This window comes from Paraburkholderia sp. 22098 (assembly GCF_052045935.1).
Lineage (GTDB): Bacteria > Pseudomonadota > Gammaproteobacteria > Burkholderiales > Burkholderiaceae > Paraburkholderia > Paraburkholderia caledonica.
This window is the reverse complement of record NZ_JBQEPV010000005.1, coordinates 158712-176717: the sequence shown is the minus strand read 5'-3', so window position 1 is coordinate 176717 and position 18006 is coordinate 158712. Positions and strand designations below refer to the sequence as shown.

At 62.8% G+C, this 18006-nt stretch carries 20 protein-coding genes; 10 read left to right on the top strand and 10 right to left on the bottom strand.

The features are described 5' to 3' along the window. Nucleotides 1–85: 85 nt before the first annotated feature. The 5 genes from ACTJLB_RS12510 to ACTJLB_RS12490 all read right to left on the bottom strand — a co-directional run bounded on the left by ACTJLB_RS12510 (nucleotide 86) and on the right by ACTJLB_RS12490 (nucleotide 4620). Complete coding sequence (locus ACTJLB_RS12510) at nucleotides 86–664, bottom strand: c-type cytochrome (protein ID WP_440783442.1); 579 nt, start codon at nucleotides 662–664, stop codon at nucleotides 86–88. Further along, nucleotides 657–1934: a sulfite dehydrogenase gene (gene soxC, locus ACTJLB_RS12505; protein ID WP_440783441.1), complete on the bottom strand. Its 1278-nt coding sequence runs from the start codon at nucleotides 1932–1934 to the stop codon at nucleotides 657–659. Before soxC ends, ACTJLB_RS12510 begins: the two co-directional genes overlap by 8 nt. A 107-nt stretch (nucleotides 1935–2041) precedes the next feature. Further along, entirely contained in the window at nucleotides 2042–3385 is a 1344-nt protein-coding gene (locus ACTJLB_RS12500) for an ATP-binding protein (protein ID WP_027777482.1), read from the bottom strand. Then, nucleotides 3382–4122 (bottom strand): response regulator, encoded by a 741-nt coding sequence (locus ACTJLB_RS12495; protein ID WP_020068109.1) that lies wholly within the window; start codon nucleotides 4120–4122, stop codon nucleotides 3382–3384. The genes ACTJLB_RS12500 and ACTJLB_RS12495 overlap by 4 nt, the downstream gene beginning before the upstream one ends. A gap of 126 nt (nucleotides 4123–4248) precedes the next feature. Beyond that, a complete protein-coding gene (locus ACTJLB_RS12490) occupies nucleotides 4249–4620 on the bottom strand; it encodes a GFA family protein (protein ID WP_020068107.1) in 372 nt (123 codons plus the stop codon). Between the two features lie 449 nt (nucleotides 4621–5069). Between ACTJLB_RS12490 and ACTJLB_RS12485 the strand changes: the two genes are divergently transcribed. The 4 genes from ACTJLB_RS12485 to ACTJLB_RS12470 all read left to right on the top strand — a co-directional run bounded on the left by ACTJLB_RS12485 (nucleotide 5070) and on the right by ACTJLB_RS12470 (nucleotide 8190). After that, nucleotides 5070–5300, top strand: a complete 231-nt coding sequence (locus ACTJLB_RS12485; RefSeq protein ID WP_288828819.1) for a DUF4148 domain-containing protein — start codon at nucleotides 5070–5072, stop codon at nucleotides 5298–5300. Nucleotides 5301–5353: 53 nt separating this feature from the next. Further along, entirely contained in the window at nucleotides 5354–5770 is a 417-nt protein-coding gene (locus tag ACTJLB_RS12480) for an organic hydroperoxide resistance protein (protein ID WP_440783439.1), read from the top strand. 123 nt (nucleotides 5771–5893) lie between these two features. Beyond that, the gene (locus tag ACTJLB_RS12475) at nucleotides 5894–6820 is read left to right on the top strand and encodes a LysR family transcriptional regulator (protein ID WP_131318919.1); all 927 of its coding nucleotides are present in this window, start codon (nucleotides 5894–5896) and stop codon (nucleotides 6818–6820) included. Between the two features lie 107 nt (nucleotides 6821–6927). After that, nucleotides 6928–8190, top strand: a complete 1263-nt coding sequence (locus ACTJLB_RS12470) for an MFS transporter (RefSeq protein WP_440783437.1) — start codon at nucleotides 6928–6930, stop codon at nucleotides 8188–8190. Between the two features lie 89 nt (nucleotides 8191–8279). Here the strand turns inward: ACTJLB_RS12470 and ACTJLB_RS12465 are convergent, their stop codons facing one another. The 4 genes from ACTJLB_RS12465 to ACTJLB_RS12450 form a co-directional block, all read right to left on the bottom strand. Beyond that, nucleotides 8280–8618, bottom strand: coding sequence for a DUF190 domain-containing protein (locus ACTJLB_RS12465; RefSeq protein ID WP_440783436.1), 339 nt, complete (start codon nucleotides 8616–8618; stop codon nucleotides 8280–8282). Nucleotides 8619–8650: 32 nt separating this feature from the next. Then, nucleotides 8651–9448, bottom strand: a complete 798-nt coding sequence (locus ACTJLB_RS12460) for a protein-L-isoaspartate(D-aspartate) O-methyltransferase (RefSeq protein WP_440783435.1) — start codon at nucleotides 9446–9448, stop codon at nucleotides 8651–8653. A 171-nt stretch (nucleotides 9449–9619) separates the two neighbouring features. Next, nucleotides 9620–10066, bottom strand: coding sequence for an SRPBCC family protein (locus tag ACTJLB_RS12455; protein WP_440783433.1), 447 nt, complete (start codon nucleotides 10064–10066; stop codon nucleotides 9620–9622). Between the two features lie 186 nt (nucleotides 10067–10252). Next, nucleotides 10253–10561, bottom strand: coding sequence for a hypothetical protein (locus ACTJLB_RS12450; RefSeq protein WP_020068099.1), 309 nt, complete (start codon nucleotides 10559–10561; stop codon nucleotides 10253–10255). A 355-nt stretch (nucleotides 10562–10916) separates the two neighbouring features. On the opposite strand from ACTJLB_RS12450, the gene ACTJLB_RS12445 reads away from it, so the two are divergent. The 4 genes from ACTJLB_RS12445 (at nucleotide 10917) to ACTJLB_RS12430 (ending at nucleotide 14689) form a co-directional block, all read left to right on the top strand. Then, the gene (locus ACTJLB_RS12445; protein WP_087753962.1) at nucleotides 10917–11138 is read left to right on the top strand and encodes a type II toxin-antitoxin system ParD family antitoxin; all 222 of its coding nucleotides are present in this window, start codon (nucleotides 10917–10919) and stop codon (nucleotides 11136–11138) included. A 14-nt stretch (nucleotides 11139–11152) separates the two neighbouring features. Next, complete coding sequence (locus ACTJLB_RS12440; protein ID WP_440783432.1) at nucleotides 11153–12649, top strand: CheR family methyltransferase; 1497 nt, start codon at nucleotides 11153–11155, stop codon at nucleotides 12647–12649. A gap of 80 nt (nucleotides 12650–12729) precedes the next feature. After that, entirely contained in the window at nucleotides 12730–14292 is a 1563-nt protein-coding gene (locus ACTJLB_RS12435) for a sensor histidine kinase (RefSeq protein ID WP_440783430.1), read from the top strand. 25 nt (nucleotides 14293–14317) lie between these two features. Continuing rightward, nucleotides 14318–14689: a response regulator gene (locus ACTJLB_RS12430; protein ID WP_020068096.1), complete on the top strand. Its 372-nt coding sequence runs from the start codon at nucleotides 14318–14320 to the stop codon at nucleotides 14687–14689. A gap of 26 nt (nucleotides 14690–14715) precedes the next feature. On the opposite strand, the gene ACTJLB_RS12425 is transcribed toward ACTJLB_RS12430, so the two are convergent. Continuing rightward, the gene (locus tag ACTJLB_RS12425) at nucleotides 14716–15777 is read right to left on the bottom strand and encodes a DMT family transporter (RefSeq protein WP_440783429.1); all 1062 of its coding nucleotides are present in this window, start codon (nucleotides 15775–15777) and stop codon (nucleotides 14716–14718) included. A gap of 257 nt (nucleotides 15778–16034) precedes the next feature. Here ACTJLB_RS12425 and ACTJLB_RS12420 point away from each other — a divergent pair, with 257 nt between their 5' ends. After that, nucleotides 16035–16430 (top strand): DUF6232 family protein, encoded by a 396-nt coding sequence (locus ACTJLB_RS12420; RefSeq protein WP_027777468.1) that lies wholly within the window; start codon nucleotides 16035–16037, stop codon nucleotides 16428–16430. Nucleotides 16431–16827: 397 nt separating this feature from the next. Next, nucleotides 16828–17919: a hypothetical protein gene (locus ACTJLB_RS12415; protein ID WP_440783428.1), complete on the top strand. Its 1092-nt coding sequence runs from the start codon at nucleotides 16828–16830 to the stop codon at nucleotides 17917–17919. Nucleotides 17920–18006: the final 87 nt, after the last annotated feature.

Here is an 18006-nt window from a genome sequence, read left to right as displayed (position 1 = left end):
AATCCGATACGGATATCTGCTGGAGTGATAAACCCGATGTTTCAACGCGCGAGCGCCGCGCGCAAGCCTTTGTTTGCGCGGTGCGTCACAGTCGTCCCGGACGCGGGTCGGACACGAAACCGTCGCGATTGGGCATTGCGACACGCGGCAGCGACGCTGCGTCCAGCCGCGTATCGGCGGGAACGATGCCGTTTTGGTTCAGCAGGAATGCGCTGAGCGCATAGACCTCGTCGGCGGAAAGGGATTCGGGCGCGTTGTAGGGCATCGCGCGGCGGATATAGTCGAAGAGTGTCGTTGCATACGGCCAGTAGCTGCCGACGGTGCGCTTGGGCTTTGCGCTCGACAATGTGCCCTGGCCGCCCACCAGCGGATCGCCGAGACCGCCTTGGCCCTGCGCACCATGGCACGCCGCACATTTCGCGGCGAACACGTGCGCGCCGGTCGCAACGTCGCCGCTGCCCGCCGGCAGGCCGCGGCCATCGGGCGCCACGTCGATGTTCCATGCGGCGATAGCCTGCTCCGTGAGCGGCGCGCCGATATCGTGCGGCACGCTTACATTGCGGGCATCGGGAGCAACCGTTGAACATGCAACGAGCGCCATGATCGACACCAGCGCGACGCACGCTGAACGGACGGAACTACCGGTTGAACGGCGCTCACGCATTGCGCACCTCGCCGCTGGCATCGACGCGCCATTGCTGGATCGCGTTGTAGTGGTACTGCGAATTCAGGCCGCGCGCGGCGACCAGTTCCGCACGCGTGGGCTGCACGTAGCCCGTGGAATCGGTGGCACGAGAAACGATCGCGGACGGCGCGCCGTCCCAGCGCCAATCCGCTTCGAAACGCGTCAGCGCGCGATCGCGTGCGGCGCTCTCCAGACGCGCAAGCCGCCAGGACGCGCCGCCATCGGTCGACACTTCGACCTTGCGAATGGTGCCGCGCCCCGACCACGCAATGCCGCTGATCGGGTAATAACCATGCGTGGTGAGGCGATGCCCCGGCGACGGCCGGGTAATGACAGACTTCGCGTCCATTTCGAACACGAACTGGCGCGCGCTGCCGTCCGCCAGCAGATTCGTGTATTTGGACGTCTCCTCGCGCGTTTGCAGCGGCGCGTCGACCACTTTCAGCCGCCGCAGCCATTTAACGTTCGTATTGCCTTCGAATCCCGGAACGATCAGCCGCAGCGGATAGCCGTTCTCGGGCCGCAAGCGCTCGCCGTTTTGCGCGTAGACCACGAGCGCGCGATCGAGTATGCGATGGAGCGGCAGGCTGCGGGTCATCGCGGCGGCGTCCGCGCCTTCAGCGAGCAGCCATGGGCCGTCTTTGGTCTTGCCTTGCGTCGACACGCCGCCTACCTCTTCCAGCAACGTGGAAAGACGCACGCCCGTCCATTCGCAACACGACAACAGGCCGTGAGTCAGTTGTACGGGCAGACCGCTCGGACCGTTCCACTCGCTGCCGGTGTTGCCCGAACATTCGAGAAAGTGGATTCGCGACTCCGCGGGCAGGCGCAGCAGATCGTCCATTGTGAACAGTTTCGGCGTGCGCACGAGGCCATGAATCGCGAGGCGGTGCTGATCGGAATCGATGTCGGGCACGCCGCCATGATGACGTTCGTAGACGAGCCCGTTTGGCGTAATGGTGCCGAAAAGATCGGCGAGCGGCGTCATCGACGAGGCCGCGCCGGGCAGCGGCCATGCGCGTGCGCTGCGGCGCACCACATCGGCTTCGCGCGGCGACGGCACTCCATAGGGATGATCGAGTATGGGCGCGCCGGGCGTGCGGCTAGACGGTGCGGCTTCGAGCGGCCGCAGCAGTTCGCCGGCGGCCGCAGCTTGCGACGCAACCAGACCGCCTGCTGCGAGACGGCCCAGCAGCCGGCGGCGGCTACGCGATGGCGGCAGATCGGGCGACGTTTTGCTTGGGGTCATTGGGGCAGCGGCGCTTCACGAAGAAGTCGACGATGCTAGCAATGCACGCCGCCGCGGCCAAACGATCAATCGTGATATGCATTGCAGCGAACGCTGCCGTGGCCGCTCTACGCCACCGCGGCAGGCGACGCCATCACGAGATTGCGCAATGTGAGCCTCGCCTCCAGCCCGCCGCCAGCGCGATTATGGAGTTCAAGCGTTGCATCCATGGCGAGCGCCAGTTGGCGCGCAATTGCGAGGCCAAGCCCGGTTCCGCCGGTCTGACGGTTACGCGACGCTTCGAGCCGGTAGAACGGCTGGAATACATCTTCGAGCGAATCGGCCGGAATGCCGGGGCCGCGGTCGAGCACGGCAACGCTCGCCTGGCCACCGGGCAACATCGCCACGTCGATCTCCGCGCTGCCGCCGAACTTCAGAGCGTTGTCCACCAGATTGCCGACGATACGCCGCAGCGCCTGCGGGCGCGTCATGAGCGGCATGCCGAAGCGGCCCTGCAACGACACCGCCTGACCGGCGTCGACATAATCGCAAACCAGACTGTCGAACAGCGCATCCGGATCGATACGGCACGGCAATTCCGTTGCGCCGTGCAAGGTGCGTGCATAGGTGACGCCCTCTTTCACGAGCGCTTCCATTTCCTGCAAATCCTGGCGCAGTTTGATGCCTTCAGATTCAGCGTCCATCATGTCGACGCGCAAACGCATGCGCGTAATCGGCGTTTGCAGATCGTGCGAAATGGCCGCGAGAATCTGCATGCGCTCGGTGACGTACATCGCAATGCGTTCCTGCATCGCATTGAATGCACGCGCCGCGCGCGCGACCTCGGAGGGCCCGCTTTCGCTCAGACGCGCAGCCTTGAGATCCGGGCCGAGCGCGTCGGCGGCGACCGCCAGATCGTGCAGCGGGCGGGTGGCCGTGCGCACAGCCAGCCAGCAGCAGCCAAGCAGCACGACGAGTTGCAGCAGCAGCACGAGTGGCAGCCAGCGCGATAACGGCGCGCCGGACATAGGGCGCATGTCGATGGTGAGCGGCGTGCCGTCGGTGAGCTTCAAGTGAACCTGCAGCCGTTCACGGTCGCCCGGGACCGCATTCACCGTGAGCGGATAATTCGTGCCTATGCCTTCGTCGATAGACCGTGCGACACGCGCCGACAGATTGGCGTCCACCGGTCCACCGCTCACGCCCGGCCCGAGCATGAATTCGTAGCTGCGCCGCGCGAGACGCGGCAACCACTGTGCACGTTCGTTGGCGGGCAGATGGTCGAGCAGCGCGACGGAACTCGCGACCTCACGCTCGATGTAGCCCATCATCACGTTCGTCATGGTCTGGTCGCGCTCGGTCATGGTGAGCCAGAACGACAACGCCTGCGCAGAGGCGAGCCCAAAGAACAGGATCACCGTCAACCTTGCGAAGAGCGTGCGCGGCCAGTGCAGCGACGAAATAAGGCTCATTGCTGATCCTCGATCGCACTGACGGACGCCGAGAACACATAGCCCTCGCTGCGCAGCGTCTTGATGTAACGCGGTTCGCGCGCGACGTCGCGCAAGCGCTGACGCAGGCGGCTCACCATCAGGTCGATCGAGCGGTCGAACTGATCCGCCTGACGGCCTTGCGTCAGATTGAGCAACTGGTCGCGCGTCAACACGCGCTGTGGATTATCCAGAAACACGCGCAGCAGACGGTATTCGGCGCCGCTTAGCGCGACCATCGTGCCCTCGGAGTCGAGCAGATGACGCGCCGTGGTGTCGAGCCGCCAGTCGCCGAATTCCAGCATTTGCGCAGTCTCCGTTACCTGCATGCCGGGCGGCAGCATGCGCGCGCGGCGCAGCACGGCGCGAATGCGCGCGAGCAGTTCGCGCACGGCAAACGGCTTCGGCAGATAGTCGTCGGCGCCCATTTCCAGACCCAGGATGCGGTCCGCTTCCTCGTTGCGCGCTGTCAGCATCAGCACGGGCACCGTGCGGAACTTGCTCGCGCGCAACTCGCGGCACAGGACGAGGCCGTCTTCGCCGGGCATCATCAGATCGAGCACGATCAGGTCCGGCGCGCCTTGATCCAGCACGGCGCGCATCTGTCGTCCGTTGGCGGCAAGCGAAACGCGCATGCCGTTCTTTTCCAGGTAGCCGGCGATCAGTTCGCGGATTCCGCGATCGTCGTCGACGATCAGTACGTGGTCGATCGTGTCCATCAATGGATCATCTCTTTTGACGTTTCACCTGCACCCGGCTCGTACACAGCATTGAACACTGCACCGGATGCGCCCATTCCGCAGCCATGCCGCCCGCGATAAACGCGATGATTGCCAGCAGCCGCCTCATGCGTCCTCCACGACGGAAAGACTGGCGCCGTCGGAAAGACCGGCATCCAGCGTATACGGATCGACGCCTTCCAGGCAACCGATATTGACGCGCCAGAGCTTCGGATCCTTGCGCGTTTGATGAAACGGATAAATACCGCAGTGCTTGCAGAAAAAATGCTTCGCCACGCGCGTGTTGAACTGGTACAGCGTCAGCGCATCCTCGCCTTGCTTGATCGTCAGCTGGTCAGCCGTGAACGGCGGGGTCATCAGCGCGCCCTTGCGCCGGCACAAGCTGCAATTGCAGCGCGCCGCGGGTGCGACAGGCGTGTTCACTTCGAATTTGACGGCCCCGCAGTGGCAGCTTCCTTTCAGCAAATGGGTGTTCATGCGGACTCTCCTGATAGTGCAATGTCTGCTTTATAGCGCGCGGAGAGCGGCGATTTATGTCGCAATGTATCCGGGCTAGCGCCTGACACATAACATTGCACCAAGGCCCGTGGCGGCCCCGCGGCGTCGAGGTTCGGTCAGACAAAAAGCTCATCCACGGGCGCATCCGCGAACAGGTCAGAGAGCCGGGAAATCGCCAGATAGCGTCATGCACTGAATCTCACTGCACAGGCGGCGGCTTTGTATCGCAGTGTATATGCGGCTTTACGCGATACACAGCATTGCAATACGCCGCTTTGCTGACACAAGCCAGATACCCGCCGCCGTTCCAATGCCTCAACGACGGAACACGGGCAGCGCTCCTGACGCAGTCTTGCCGGCATTGCCGGAACTGCGGCGCGCTCCCTGGTCCACGGACGCTTTTTACTTTATCTCTTACGGAGCACGACATGAAAGTATCTACGATCGCTGTGGCTTTGGCTCTTTCCGCCACCACTCTTTCCGCTTTTGCCGCCAATCCTTCCACGGTTGCGATGAGCAATGTGGACACGCAGCAAACGCACCAGTGGGCGCCGACGCAAACTGCGGCGAAAAGCCGTGCCGAAGTGCGTCAGGAACTGGCTCGCGCGACGAAAAGCGGTGAGATCGCGTCACTGAACAAGCTTTATCAGGGCAGCTAAGCGTCAGACTCGAAATCAACGTGTTCCCACCACCTATTAAGCGAACTTCAATCATGAACTCATTAACCAAGGTGCTGTACACCGGCAAGACACATACCACCGGCGGACGCGATGGCGCATCGCGCAGCTCGGACGGCAGGCTCGACGTCAAGCTCGGCTCGCCCGGCGCGTCGGCGACCGGCACGAATCCGGAGCAGATGCTGGCTGCCGGATGGTCCGCGTGCTTCATCGGCGCAATGGGGCTCGCCGCGAAAAAGCTGCAAGTCGCGCTGCCGGCAGACACCGCCGTCGACGCTGAAATCGATCTGGCGATGAACGACAGCGGCTATTTCCTGCAAGCGCGGCTGAACGTCAGCCTGCCCGGAATCGACCGCGAGACCGCGCAGGCGCTTACCGATGCCGCACATCAAACGTGTCCGTATTCGAAGGCGACTCGCGGCAATATCGACGTGGTAATCGCGATCGTTTGAAACTGCCCGAAGTAACGTAGCGCCGCGACGCCGCCACTTTTACGGGTGCGGCGTCGCTATTTTTGCGCGGTCGTGAAGCGATAATGCTTGCACCATCACCTGGTCGAGCATGAGGGAATCGCCATGGATCGAATCGACGCGATGAAAGTTTTCATCGCCACGCTGGACGAAGGCAGTCTTGCGGGCGCGGCCCGCAGGCTAGGCCGCTCGCCCGCGGCCGTGAGCCGTGCGATTGCGTTCCTCGAAGCACATACGGACACGGCGCTGCTTCATCGTACGACGCGCAGCATCAAGCTCAGCGAAGCGGGCAAGCGTTATGCGTCCGCCTGCCGGCGCATCCTGACCGACCTGGAAGAAGCGGACATGCTCGTCGCGCACGAACGCTCGGCGCCGCGCGGTCTGCTGACGGTGACCGCGCCCGTCGCCGCGGGCGAAGAGTTGCTGCGGCCAATCGTCGACGAATTCATCGAACGCTTTCCCGCCGTATCGATCCGGCTTCAGTTGCTCGACCGGCCGGTGAGCCTGATCGACGAAGGCATCGACGTGGCGCTGCGCATCGCGCATCTTGCCGACTCGACGCTCGTCGCGGTGCCCGTGGGTGAAGTCAGACGCGTCGTTGCCGCTTCGCCCAGGTACCTCGCAAAGCATCCGCGCATCAAGGTCCCCGCCGATCTCGCACAGCACCAGATTATTTCAATGACGCACTTCGGCGTGGACTCATGGACCTTTCCCACGTCGAGCGGCTCGCCGATACCGCAGGTCGTTCAGTTCACGCCGCGCTTCATCGTCAATACGATTCGTGCGGCCGTCGCGTCGGCGGCGGCCGGTCACGGCGTCACGCGGATGTTCCTGTATCACGTCGCCGAGGAAGTCAAAAAGGGATCGCTGAAAATCGTTTTGCCCGACAGCGAACAGGCGCCGCTGCCGGTTCATCTGCTCACACCGCATGGGCGGCTTTCGGTTCCCAAGGTGCGTGCATTCGTCGACTTTGCCGCGCCACGTCTGCGCAAGCACTTCAAGGTACTCGGCAGTATCACCGGCCCGGATTAAACCGTTCGGCGGCAGAATATCTTCCGGGTGCCGTGGATTCTCGCGCGATGCGATGCAATCTAGACTGACTGGACTCACACAGGTCGGATCATCGCGCAGAGGACGACATGAACCAGACAGCCAGCTCCCCATTCTCTTCCGGACTGCAGTCCGCGCGGCCGGGTTATGCCGAACGCAACGAAAACTACTGGCGGCGCAATCTGGTTGTCTGCGTGTTCGGATCGTTCACCACGCTCGTGAGCTTGAGCATGTTGCTGCCGTTCCTGCCGCTGTATGTGCAGCAACTCGGCGTGTCATCGCAGTCGGCAATCATCGAATGGTCGGGCATCGCATTCGGCGCGACGTTCCTCGGAACCGCCGTTACCGCGCCGCTGTGGGGGCGGCTTGCCGACCGCTATGGTCGCAAGCCCATGCTGGTCCGCGCGGCTGTAGGCATGGCCGTGGTCATGTCGCTGATCGGCGTCGCGCATACCGTGCATCAACTCGTCGCGCTGAGGCTGATTGCGGGACTCGTCGGCGGTTATGCGTCCGCGTCTACCGTTATGGTCGGCACTCAGGTGCCGCGCGAGCGCGCGGGCTGGGCGCTCGGCATCTTGTCGACTGGCGCGCTGGCCGGCAGTCTGATCGGCCCTCTGGTCGGCGGCGTGTTGCCTGCGTGGCTCGGTATTCGCGGCACGTTTTTCGCGGGAGGAGCCATGATCGCGGTCGCGGCCCTGCTGACCATTTTCGTCGTCAAGGAAGATTTTCATCCTGCCGACTCCGCCACCCGCAAGACCACCAGCGCGGCACCGCCTGCCCGTCGCACGAACTACGCGGTCGTCACCGCGCTGCTCGCCACCGCGATGATGGTGCTGCTCGCCAACATGTCGATCGAACCGATCATCACCGTCTACATTGGCGTGCTCGGCGTGGCCCCTGGGAACATTACACGTATCGCCGGTGTGGTCATGGCGTGTTCCGCGCTGGGCAGCATATTGACGGCGGCCCGGCTTGGCGCACTCGCCGACCGCATCGGCAGTTGGAACGTGATTGTCGCTTGCCTGGTCGTGACCGGTATCGCGATGATTCCGCAAGCCTTCGTCACGCAATGGTGGCAACTCGCCGGCTTGCGATTGCTGATGGGTATGAGCCTCGCCGGTCTTCTGCCGGCCATCTCAAAGCTTGCAAGGCACTCCGTCGACGAAAGCAAAACCGGTCAGATGCTCGGCTATCTGCAATCCGCGCAATTTAGCGGCCAGGTGATCGGGCCGGTGATCGGCGGGCAGATCGGTGTGGCCCTGGGATTGCATTCAGTGTTCTTCGTCACGGGCAGCTTGCTGATTGCCTGCGCCGGTCTCGCGCAATGGGCGCGCAAGCAGCAACACGGCTGAATGCCAACGCGGTAACCGGACGGCTAACATTCGTTTCGACACGCTCACGAGAGCCGCATTGATCGCTGTGTCGCGATCAATGCGGCTCTTTAATTCGCGACCCCGCCGCTGTTATCGTCTCCAACTACGCCGAATTCCACGGCTGTCTTCACGTAGAACAGATGCACGCCCTCAGCCCGCAGGCGTTCGAACAATCGGCCCGATTCTTCGGTCGTCACCGCCATCACGATGGACAAAGGCTGGTCCGCCAGTTCGAAAAAATGCGACGAGTGCACGCGGCGATGGTGGCCGATACCCTCGCTTGCCGGTATCACGGTCGCGCCGCGCAGGCCGAGTTCGCCGGCCAGATGGACGAGCCAGTCGGCAACCGGCTTGCCGCGATGACGGCGATCGTGCTGTGTGAAAAACGTGATCTGGTAACCGTTCATGTCGATGTCTCCCCGGCGCCGTGCGATACCGTTCAAGCCACTGCGAGCAAGCGATGCCGGCTGGCGTGTGCGCCGGCGCTCATCGGGCACGGACGCCGGTCGTCCGCGCCGCCTGTGCCACCTGTGCCGCCTGTGTCCATGGTCCCGACTATGCCGCCCGCATCGCACTGAGCCGCATCCGGTCCGGGCCACGCGTCGGCGCCTACCAGAGGCACGAAACTTACCTCGCCGAGCGAGCTGCTGCGATAGTCGTCTTCGCCGCGGCGAACCAGTTTGACGAGCCGTTGATAATGCAGCTCACGACCAACCGGCATGACGATCCGGCCGCCGATAGCCAACTGGTTGCGCCATGCAGCGGGAATATGCGGCCCCCCCGCCGCCGCAATGATCGCGTCGTACGGCGCGTGTTCCGCGAGGCCTGTCGTGGCGTCGCCAAGATGAACGGTGACGTTGGATATATTCAGCCGCGCGAGGATGTCGCGGGCCGTGGCAACGAGTTCCGCGTGTCGCTCGACCGAATAAACATGCGCGGCAATGGCCGCCGCGACGGCAGCCGCATAGCCGGAACCGGTGCCCACGTCGAGCACGATGTCGCCGGGCTGGAGTTCCGCGGCCTCGATCATCGTGGCGACAATGGCTGGCTGGGAAATGGTCTGCTCGTTGCCGATGGGCAGGGGTCTGTCTTCGTACGCCAGATCCCGAACATAATCGGGCACGAAAGCCTCGCGCGGTACAACGCGCATTGCGGCCAACACCTGCGGATCGCGAATGCCGCGCCGGACGATCTGCCGCTCGACCATCCGCTCGCGCGCCTCGTTGAAATCGGTCATCGCCACCTCCCGTCGTGAGCCGGCGCCCGCCTGGTCGTATGCCGCGTTGCAGCAGATCGCCGCTTTGCAGCACGTCGTCCGCATGCAACGAACGACACGTTACAAGCGGATGCGGGACCTGTATTCAGTCTACGCGCAGATGGCGCCGGACAAAATCGGTGGTGTCGCTGGTCAGTCGGCGATCTCGGGTTCGACCAGTTTCGCGAGTTGCATCAGCGATTCCTGCCAGCCGAGGTAGCACATCTCGACGGGAATGACCTCGGGCACGCCCTCTTGCAGAATCGAGATCTCGGTCCCGCACGACACCGGGCGGAATGTGATCGTCGCGGACATCTTGCCCGGCAGGTTGGGGTCGTCGAAGTGATCCGTGTAGCGGATTTTCTCGGACGGCACGAGTTCGAGATACTCGCCGCCGAACGAGTGGCTATTGCCGCTGACGAAATTGCGGAACGACATCTTGTAGGTACCGCCCACGCGCCCTTCGTAATGGTGGACCTGACAAGTAAAGCCATACGGAGGCAGCCATTTCGCCAGTGCGTCCGGTTCGAGGAACGCTCGGTAGACGCGTTCCGCAGGCGCGCGCAATACACGGTGGAGTCGGATGGTTCCAGTAGTCATGGTCAGCCTTTCAGTTGAGAAGTTGGACACACCGATACGACGATCCGACTACTGGGAAATCGACATGACTCGATAAAGAACATGCAGCGGGCCCGCTGCAAGCCTGGCGCGCAACCAATCGTCGGACCATCGGCCGAGGTGGTGAATTGCGGTAGCCGACGAAGTGCAGTGAAAGCCGACCGCGCGCTAGATGCGCGGCAGGTCGTCAATGCATTTTTCGATGTGGCCGTCCGGAACGTCGGTGTCGATCCCGTCGTGCCCGCTGGTATGCGCGACGGCGACGATTTTCGGCCCGAGAAAGCGCGTGCCGCCGAGCGTAAAGAGAGACCAGACGGCGTCGCCGCGACGGATAGCGGCCACGACCTGAGGCACCTCGACGATCGAAGTGGGAGACAGCCAGCTACGTGTTGCCGGATCGACAGCCGCCCAGCGCACGTGCGTGATGCGGTCGGTCGAAGGGTCGATACGCACAGCGTCGATACCGAAAGTAGCCATGACATTTACCCCCACGCACACAGGTGAAGACCATCGCATCATCATCGTCCAACGCGGTGACCGACGCAAGCGGCAGCGCGCCGACCTCCCCGTACGCCGGATATCGACGTAACACCTGCAAGCCGTCGGATTTGCGCCCGTCTGCAGGCAGGTAAGCAGCACTCGCCGGCTCAGGCCGGTTCAGGCCGGTTCAGGCCATATCCGGCTGCCCGGCTATCCACCCGGCGCAGCGGGAACGGTCGTTGCGTGACCAACTGCATGACCGATCCCAAGGCGACTCCCTAAGCAGCAAATGCGCCGGTCGTGGCATCGAAAGGGTAAGATTGAGTGATCCCACCAGTCACGAAAGGCTCACGTGCTCAGCAAGCATGCATCCAATGTCAGCTTGGCGGAGCATCTGGCTTCGTTCGTACGGAAAGAAATCAATAAAGGCCGCTACGGCACCGTCAGTGAAGTCGTGGGTGTCGGTTTGTGCTTGCTGAACGAGGACGTTGCACGTCGTGCAGTGTCCGGCAGCGGCAACGGCGCGGTGCGCACAACGCATATCGAGCGCACGCACGGCCGTAGCGAGGCATGAACCAAGGAGAAACAATGGCGCCAGCCACCGACTTCCCCATTGTCGGCGTGGGAGCCTCTGCTGGCGCAGTAGAGGCCCTGGAAGGCTTTTTTCGCGGCCTGCCTCAAAAGCCGGGTCTCGCCTGCGTGATCGTCACGCACCTGAGCCCGGACCGCGAAAGCATGCTGCCTGAGATCGTGGCGCGCTTTACCGATATGCCGGTGCATGCCATCACCGACGGCATGCGAATCCAGACCGACAACGTCTACCTGCTGCCTAGCGATGCTGTCGTAAGCGTGGCAAATCGAACGCTCCATGTTCAGGAACAGGACAGGAGCCGGCGTGAGCGCAAACCCATCAACATTTTCCTGAGCACGCTTGCTGCCGACGTCGGCGAACTCTCTGCCGGCGTGATCCTTTCCGGCGCGGACACAGACGGCACACTGGGGATCAAGGCGATCAAGGAACGCGGCGGACTTACCCTTGCCCAGGCTAGCGACGGCTACGGCCCGCACCATGCGGACATGCCCAGAAGCGCTATCGCGACAGGCCTTGTCGATTTCGCGGTGCCTGCCGAACAAATGGGCGGCAAGCTCGTCAACTTCGCAGCGGGTGCCTTCATGCTCGACGGGCTCGATACGCTCGACGAACGCGCTGCAGGCCCGTCCGGCGAAGGCGACGCCAGCGACTTCAACGAAGCCCGCAACGCGATCTACGCGATCCTGCGCAATCAGGTGGGGCACGACTTCAGCGGCTATAAGATCAAGACGTTCTTGCGCCGCGTACAGCGGCGCATGCAGGTGCTCGAAATCCAGACTCCGGACGCCTATGTCGCGCGACTCACCGCGGACCCGGAAGAAGTCGCGGCGCTTTTTCGCGACCTGCTGATCAACGTCACCAGTTTCTTCCGCGATGCCCCGGCTTTCGAGACGCTTGCCGACACGGTGCTTCCGAAGTTGCTCGACGGACGCGGCGCCGAGGATACCGTGCGCGTGTGGGTGCCAGGCTGTGCGACCGGCGAGGAAGTCTATTCGATCGCCATGCTTCTGCGCGAGCAGATGGAGGGCCGCACCGCCGCGCCGCAAGTGCAGATTTTCGCGACCGACATTGACGACGGCGCGCTCGGCGTCGCGCGCGCGGCACGGTATCCGCTCCCGCTGCTCGAAGGCGTCTCTGAAGAGCGGCGGCGGCGCTTCTTCGTTGAAGACGGCAGCAGCTACGTGCTTTCAAAGGAAGTGCGGGACATGTGTATTTTCTCGCCGCACAGCGTGATTCGCGACCCGCCTTTTTCGCGCATCGATCTGGTCTCGTGCCGCAACCTACTGATCTACTTCGGAAGTGAAATCCAGAACCAGGTGATCCCGACGTTCCACTACGCGTTGCGTCCAGACGGTTATCTGTTTCTGGGCACGTCGGAAAACGTCAGCCAGTTCGACGAACTCTTTACGCCCGTCGACAAGAAGCACCGGATTTTCCGGCGCAGGGCCGACGTCGCGCCGCAACTTCGTTTGCCCCTACCATATCCGCGCTGAGGATCGGGCAGATTGCTTCACTCACGCCCACGCGTCCTTCGCTGGGTAGCGCGGGGCTCCGGCACGTGGTGGACAACCACATGCTCGAGCGGTTCACCCCGCCGCACGTGCTGGTCACGCGCGAGGGCGACGTCGTGTATTACTCGGGCCGCACGGGCAAGTACCTGGAGCCGGCCCCCGGTGTGCCGACGCGGCAACTGTTCGCCTTGGCGCGCAAGGGACTGAGCCTCGATCTGCGTTCGGTGTTCCGCGAAGCTGTCGAATCGGGCCGCACGGTTACGCGCGCAGGCGTGGTGGTCGAGGGCGAAGGCGGCCGCGTGCAGATCATCAGCCTGACCGTCGAACCGCTGAGCGAGCAGGTGCATGGCGAGCACATGTATATCGTTGTCTTCGAGGACCAGGGCCCAGGGCTCGCGCGCGAGGAGGCGCTTGCGCGCGCTCAGTCGATGCATGACGGCACGGCCGTGCAGTTCGAAAAGGAGTTGCGCGACACGCGCGAACGCCTGCAATCGATGATCGAAGAGTATGAAACGGCGCTGGAGGAACTCAAATCGTCGAACGAGGAACTCGTATCGGTCAACGAGGAACTGCAGTCGTCGAACGAAGAGCTGGAGGCGTCGAAGGAAGAACTGGTTTCGCTCAACGAGGAACTGCACACCGTCAATCTCGAACTGAACGGCAAGATCGACGCGCTCGACCGCTCCAACAGCGACCTGCAAAACCTGTTCGAGAGCACCTCGGTTGCGACCGTTTTTCTCGACCGCAATCTGGTCATTCGCTCGTTTACGCCGGCAATGGGCGGCATCTTTCATATTCGCCCCATTGACCGGGGGCGCCCTATCACGGAACTCGTCAGCCATCTCGATCTGCCCGGACTGGAACTCGATATCGAAGCTGTCTTCACTACGAACCAGCCGAGAGAGCGCCAGGTCAGCGGGAAAGACGGCCTTTCGCATTTTCTCGTGCGCCTCGCCCCCTATCGCAACGGCGACCGGCAAACCGACGGTGTGGTTATCGCCTTCGTCGAGATAACGGGCATGGTGCACGCGGAAGAACGTCAGGAGGTTCTGATTGCGGAACTGCAGCACCGCACGCGTAATCTGCTGGCGGTCATCCAGTCAATCGCGCAACAAACGCTCGCAGGCGATTCGTCACTCGACACGTTCACGAGCCGCCTTGCGGCGCTTGGGCGTCTACAGGGGCTAATCGGCGACGCAAACGGTAATCTGATCGATCTGCGGGAGATCGTGCGCCTCGAACTGGATGCGCTCGGTGTGGCCGACAGCGAGCGCATCGAACTGCGCGGGCCCGTCGTGCCGCTGGGTTTTCGGAACGTGCAAACAATTGCACTGGTGCTGCATGAACTGGCGACCAATGCGGTGAAGTACGGCGCACTCAAGGACAAAGAGGCGCGGCTCGCGGTGCGCTGGCGCGTCGAAACGGAACTGCCGGGCGCTGCGTCGCTGGTGTTCGACTGGATCGAAAGCGGCTTGCGTGTCGCTCCGGACAGCACGCGGACCGGCTTCGGCCAGCAATTGATCGAAAAGGCGCTGCAGTTCACTCTCGGCGCAAAGACGGCGCTCCTGTTCAATGCGGACGGCGTCTCGTGTCATATCGAAATACCGATGCCTGCGGTTCATTAGCGGCAGCGGTCAAAAGGGGTTGAACATGGGGTTCGCAAACGTGCTCACAGGTCAAAGGATCATGGTAGTCGAAGACGACTATCTGGTCGCGCTTGCGCTCTCCACCGTGCTGGAAGGCGCTGGAGCAAGCGTTGTCGGACCGATTTCGGGAGCGCGCGAAGCTGTCACGTTGGTCGAGGAAGGCAACGAACACATCGACGCGGCGATTCTCGACGTCGATCTGAATGGTGAACCGTCCTATCCGGTGGCGGACGCGCTCGCATCGAGACATATACGGTTCGTTTTCGCCACAGGCTATGGAATCGACGCGGTGGATGCACGCTATCGTCACTACCCGCGCTGTCAGAAACCATTCGATCATCACGCGCTTTTCAAGGCACTAAGCGCAAGCGGATGACTGCCCTCGCCTGTCTTGGCCGGGCGCTAATGGCGGTGCCGGTGATGAATATCGGGAAAATGCGCATGCGAATGCGTGACCGGCAGATGGACGTGCGGGTGAGTATGCGGCTCGTCGCCGGAATAAGGAAAGTCGTGCTCGTGCCGATGATGTTCGTCATGACGATGCCGGTGCGTGTGTTCGAGTCGCTCATGACTATGTCGATGCTCGTGCCTTTCCCGCACGTGGAGCCAGATTCCGAGCGCCATCAGAAGAGCGGCGGCTGAGAAAGACAGATCGGGCAGCGCAGGCCAGATGACGAGTGACAGCATCACGCCGAACAGCGGTGCGACCGAAAAGTAAGCGCCGGTACGCGCCGTACCGAGATGGCGCAGAGCGACGACGAACAACACGAGGCTAACGCCATAGCCGGCCAGGCCGGTCAGCATTGCCGCCGCCACGGTTCCAGCAGATGGAAGCGAAGCGCCGGCGGCGATCGCAATCGCAAGATTCACCGGACCGGCCACGAGGCCCTTGAGGCACGCGATCACCATTGCGTCGTTTGCAGCGACCTTGCGCGTGAGATTGTTGTCGATAGCCCAGCACAGACATGCGCCGACAATCAGCAGTGCCCCGACGGGTATGCGCGTCGATCCTGGATGCCACGACAGGATCATGCCCCCCGCGACGATCGCCACCATGCCGAGGAAGATCTGAACGTCGACATTCTCGCGGAAAATCGCCCAGGCAATTACGGCGGTTAATACGCCTTCGAGATTCAATAACAACGAACTCGTGGCCGCTGGCGTGCTCGATAGTCCCAGCATCAGCAGCGCCGGACCCGCGACGCCGCCCGTAGCAATTGCCCCAAGAAGCCAAGGCAGTTCGCCTTTATTGATGCGATGGCCGGTGCTGGGTCGCGAGCCGGGCGACATCAGTGAACGCCACGCGATACCCAGGCCGAGCCCGGCTCCGCTGCCCAGATAAAACAGTCCCGCTAGCATGAACGGATCGACTGATCCGAGCAACGCTTTGGCCAACGGCGTGGCGCTGCCGAATAGCGCAGCGGCGATGAGAGCGACGCATATCGCGCCTTGTCCGGATTTCACGATCTGACCTTTGAATCGTTGCGAAGCGCTGATGGGTTCGCACATGCAAAGCTGTTGCGAAAGCACCTGCATTCAGTGCGCCCCGTGCGCCTCGTGCCTCCGATTATGCTGCGCTTTTCTGTGCGCAGCCAGGATCGGGTACTTGCCCGCCGCGACCCGCTAGTCGATCCGCTGCCGGGCAGTGAAAGAACCGATTTCCGTTGGAACTTTGAAGTCTGGTACCCTGCGCCCTTTGCAACAGCTTGCATTCAATCTCGATGGAAAACCCATTCAACGATCGCGGCGTGTCTGTCACGCGCAACGCGCTCTCATCCGCTGGCCAGGTCTTTCCGCTGCGCGACATCGTCAGCGTGCAGGTCGTCACCGTGGAGAAGAACAAGGTATTGCCCGTCACCATTTCGCTGCTAGGGCTCGTCGGCGGGATTGTTGGCGGCGTACTGCACGCGCCGGTGGGCATCGTGTGTGGCGTGATGCTGGTGGTTGTGGGCTGGCTCACGTGGGTGACGCAGGACATCACGCATCGTCTGATGGTGCAAACGGCCAACGGCGAACGCGAGGCGCTTTCGAGCGTCGATCGTGAGTTCGTCGAGCGCGTCGGCGCGGCCGTGAACGAAGCTAAAAGCACAGCCGCGTCTGCGGCGCAGAAAGCCTGAGCAAGTCAAAGCGGAGCCCGCGCCCGCGGGCTCAAGCAACCGCCGCCGGCAGTGCTCACAGCGCGGTATATCCATCGACGTCAAGAGACCCCGCTGCTGCGCGTCGCCGCACGCTCCAGGTCTTCACACATCTTTGCAAGTGCGCGCTGGTGCGCAGGTAGAGTCGCCGCTTCTGTTATCGCGCGTTCCCTGGCGCAGGCCTCGCGTTGCCGCACGAGCCGCATGTGCCGCGGCATCGGAGCACTCCGCTCGCACTGCTAGCAACCAGTAAGAGCCGGTGGCTTTGCTGGTGCGTTTTGCTGGTGCGTTGTGCTGGCGCCTTGCCGGTGCATCTCTTTCCGTAAAGCGGTCGTATGCATCGCCTTCGCCAGGGACCGCGCTTTTGCGAGCGTGCTCCATGTCCCTGCCTATTGTCGATGCCGCGTGCCGTCACGTGCACCGTCACTTTTCCCGTTTCACCGCTGCTGTGCTGGTCTCCGCTGGCGCGCTATCGACGTTGAGCGGCTGCTCCGTCACTTTCCCGACGCCCACACCGCCGGCTCCCGCTGTCTCGCTGATCAACGGCGGCAAAGACGGCGTGCTGATTCCTCTCCATGTGGAACGCGCCGACGAGGATCACGCGCGCCTCGGCCTGCCGGTCGAACTGGACGGCAAACCCGTCTACGTCGCGCTCGATACGGGCACGCAAGGTGTGCGTGTATTGAAATCGGTGCTGCCGGGTTCCGACTATGCGGGCGCCGCGCCAGCCAGCACGCTGCTGCTCGCGAACGGCGCGCAGGTTTCCGGCGCGGCCGTGAAGTTGCCGCTGAGCGTCGCTGGATCGAAGGCCGTACAGATCGGCGCGCAAGCGGTCGACACCGTCAGTTGCCAGGCCACCTCGCGACATTGCGTTGCGATGGACGGCTACAGCGGCGAATTCGGCTGGGCCTTCTCGGGACTTTTCGGCGTGGGCGCAGCGCAACCGGGCGACGCCTGTTGCACACAGCCACTACGCGCATTGGCCGGCCACATCGGCGAGCGGTATCTCGTGCACTCGAACTTCGCGAAGCCGTATCTGCTATTGAGCCCGTCGAGCGCCATCACGAAGGACTACACGATCGTGCCGATGACCGTATCGAATGACGGCACGATGCAATGGCCGCGAGGCTGCATCAATGTCGGCGACAAGATGACGTTCTGCGCGCCGCTCGTGTTCGCCACGGCCACCACCGGCATGATCCGCATTGAAACGGATACCGCGCCGAACTGGACCGGCGACGACAGCGTGGGCAAAGTGCTGATACAGGGCAACTACAACACGGCGGTCGGCTCGGGCAACTGGGTGCACCGCTACGAAGACGCGCAAGTGACCATCGTCAAGGCGCAACCCGGCGAGAACCGCATCGTGATCGGTCTGATGGGCATGCAGAATATCGACGTGCTGTTCGATTTTCCGCATGCTCAATTGGGTCTCTACGCGAATCGGGCAGTCGAAAACCTCACGCCGTAACATAGCTTCAACAAGAAAAGGCCGCGCGTCGTTCAACTGACGCGCGGCCTTTTTTTTCGCCGCTGCGGAAGTCACGCGATCCGCAGC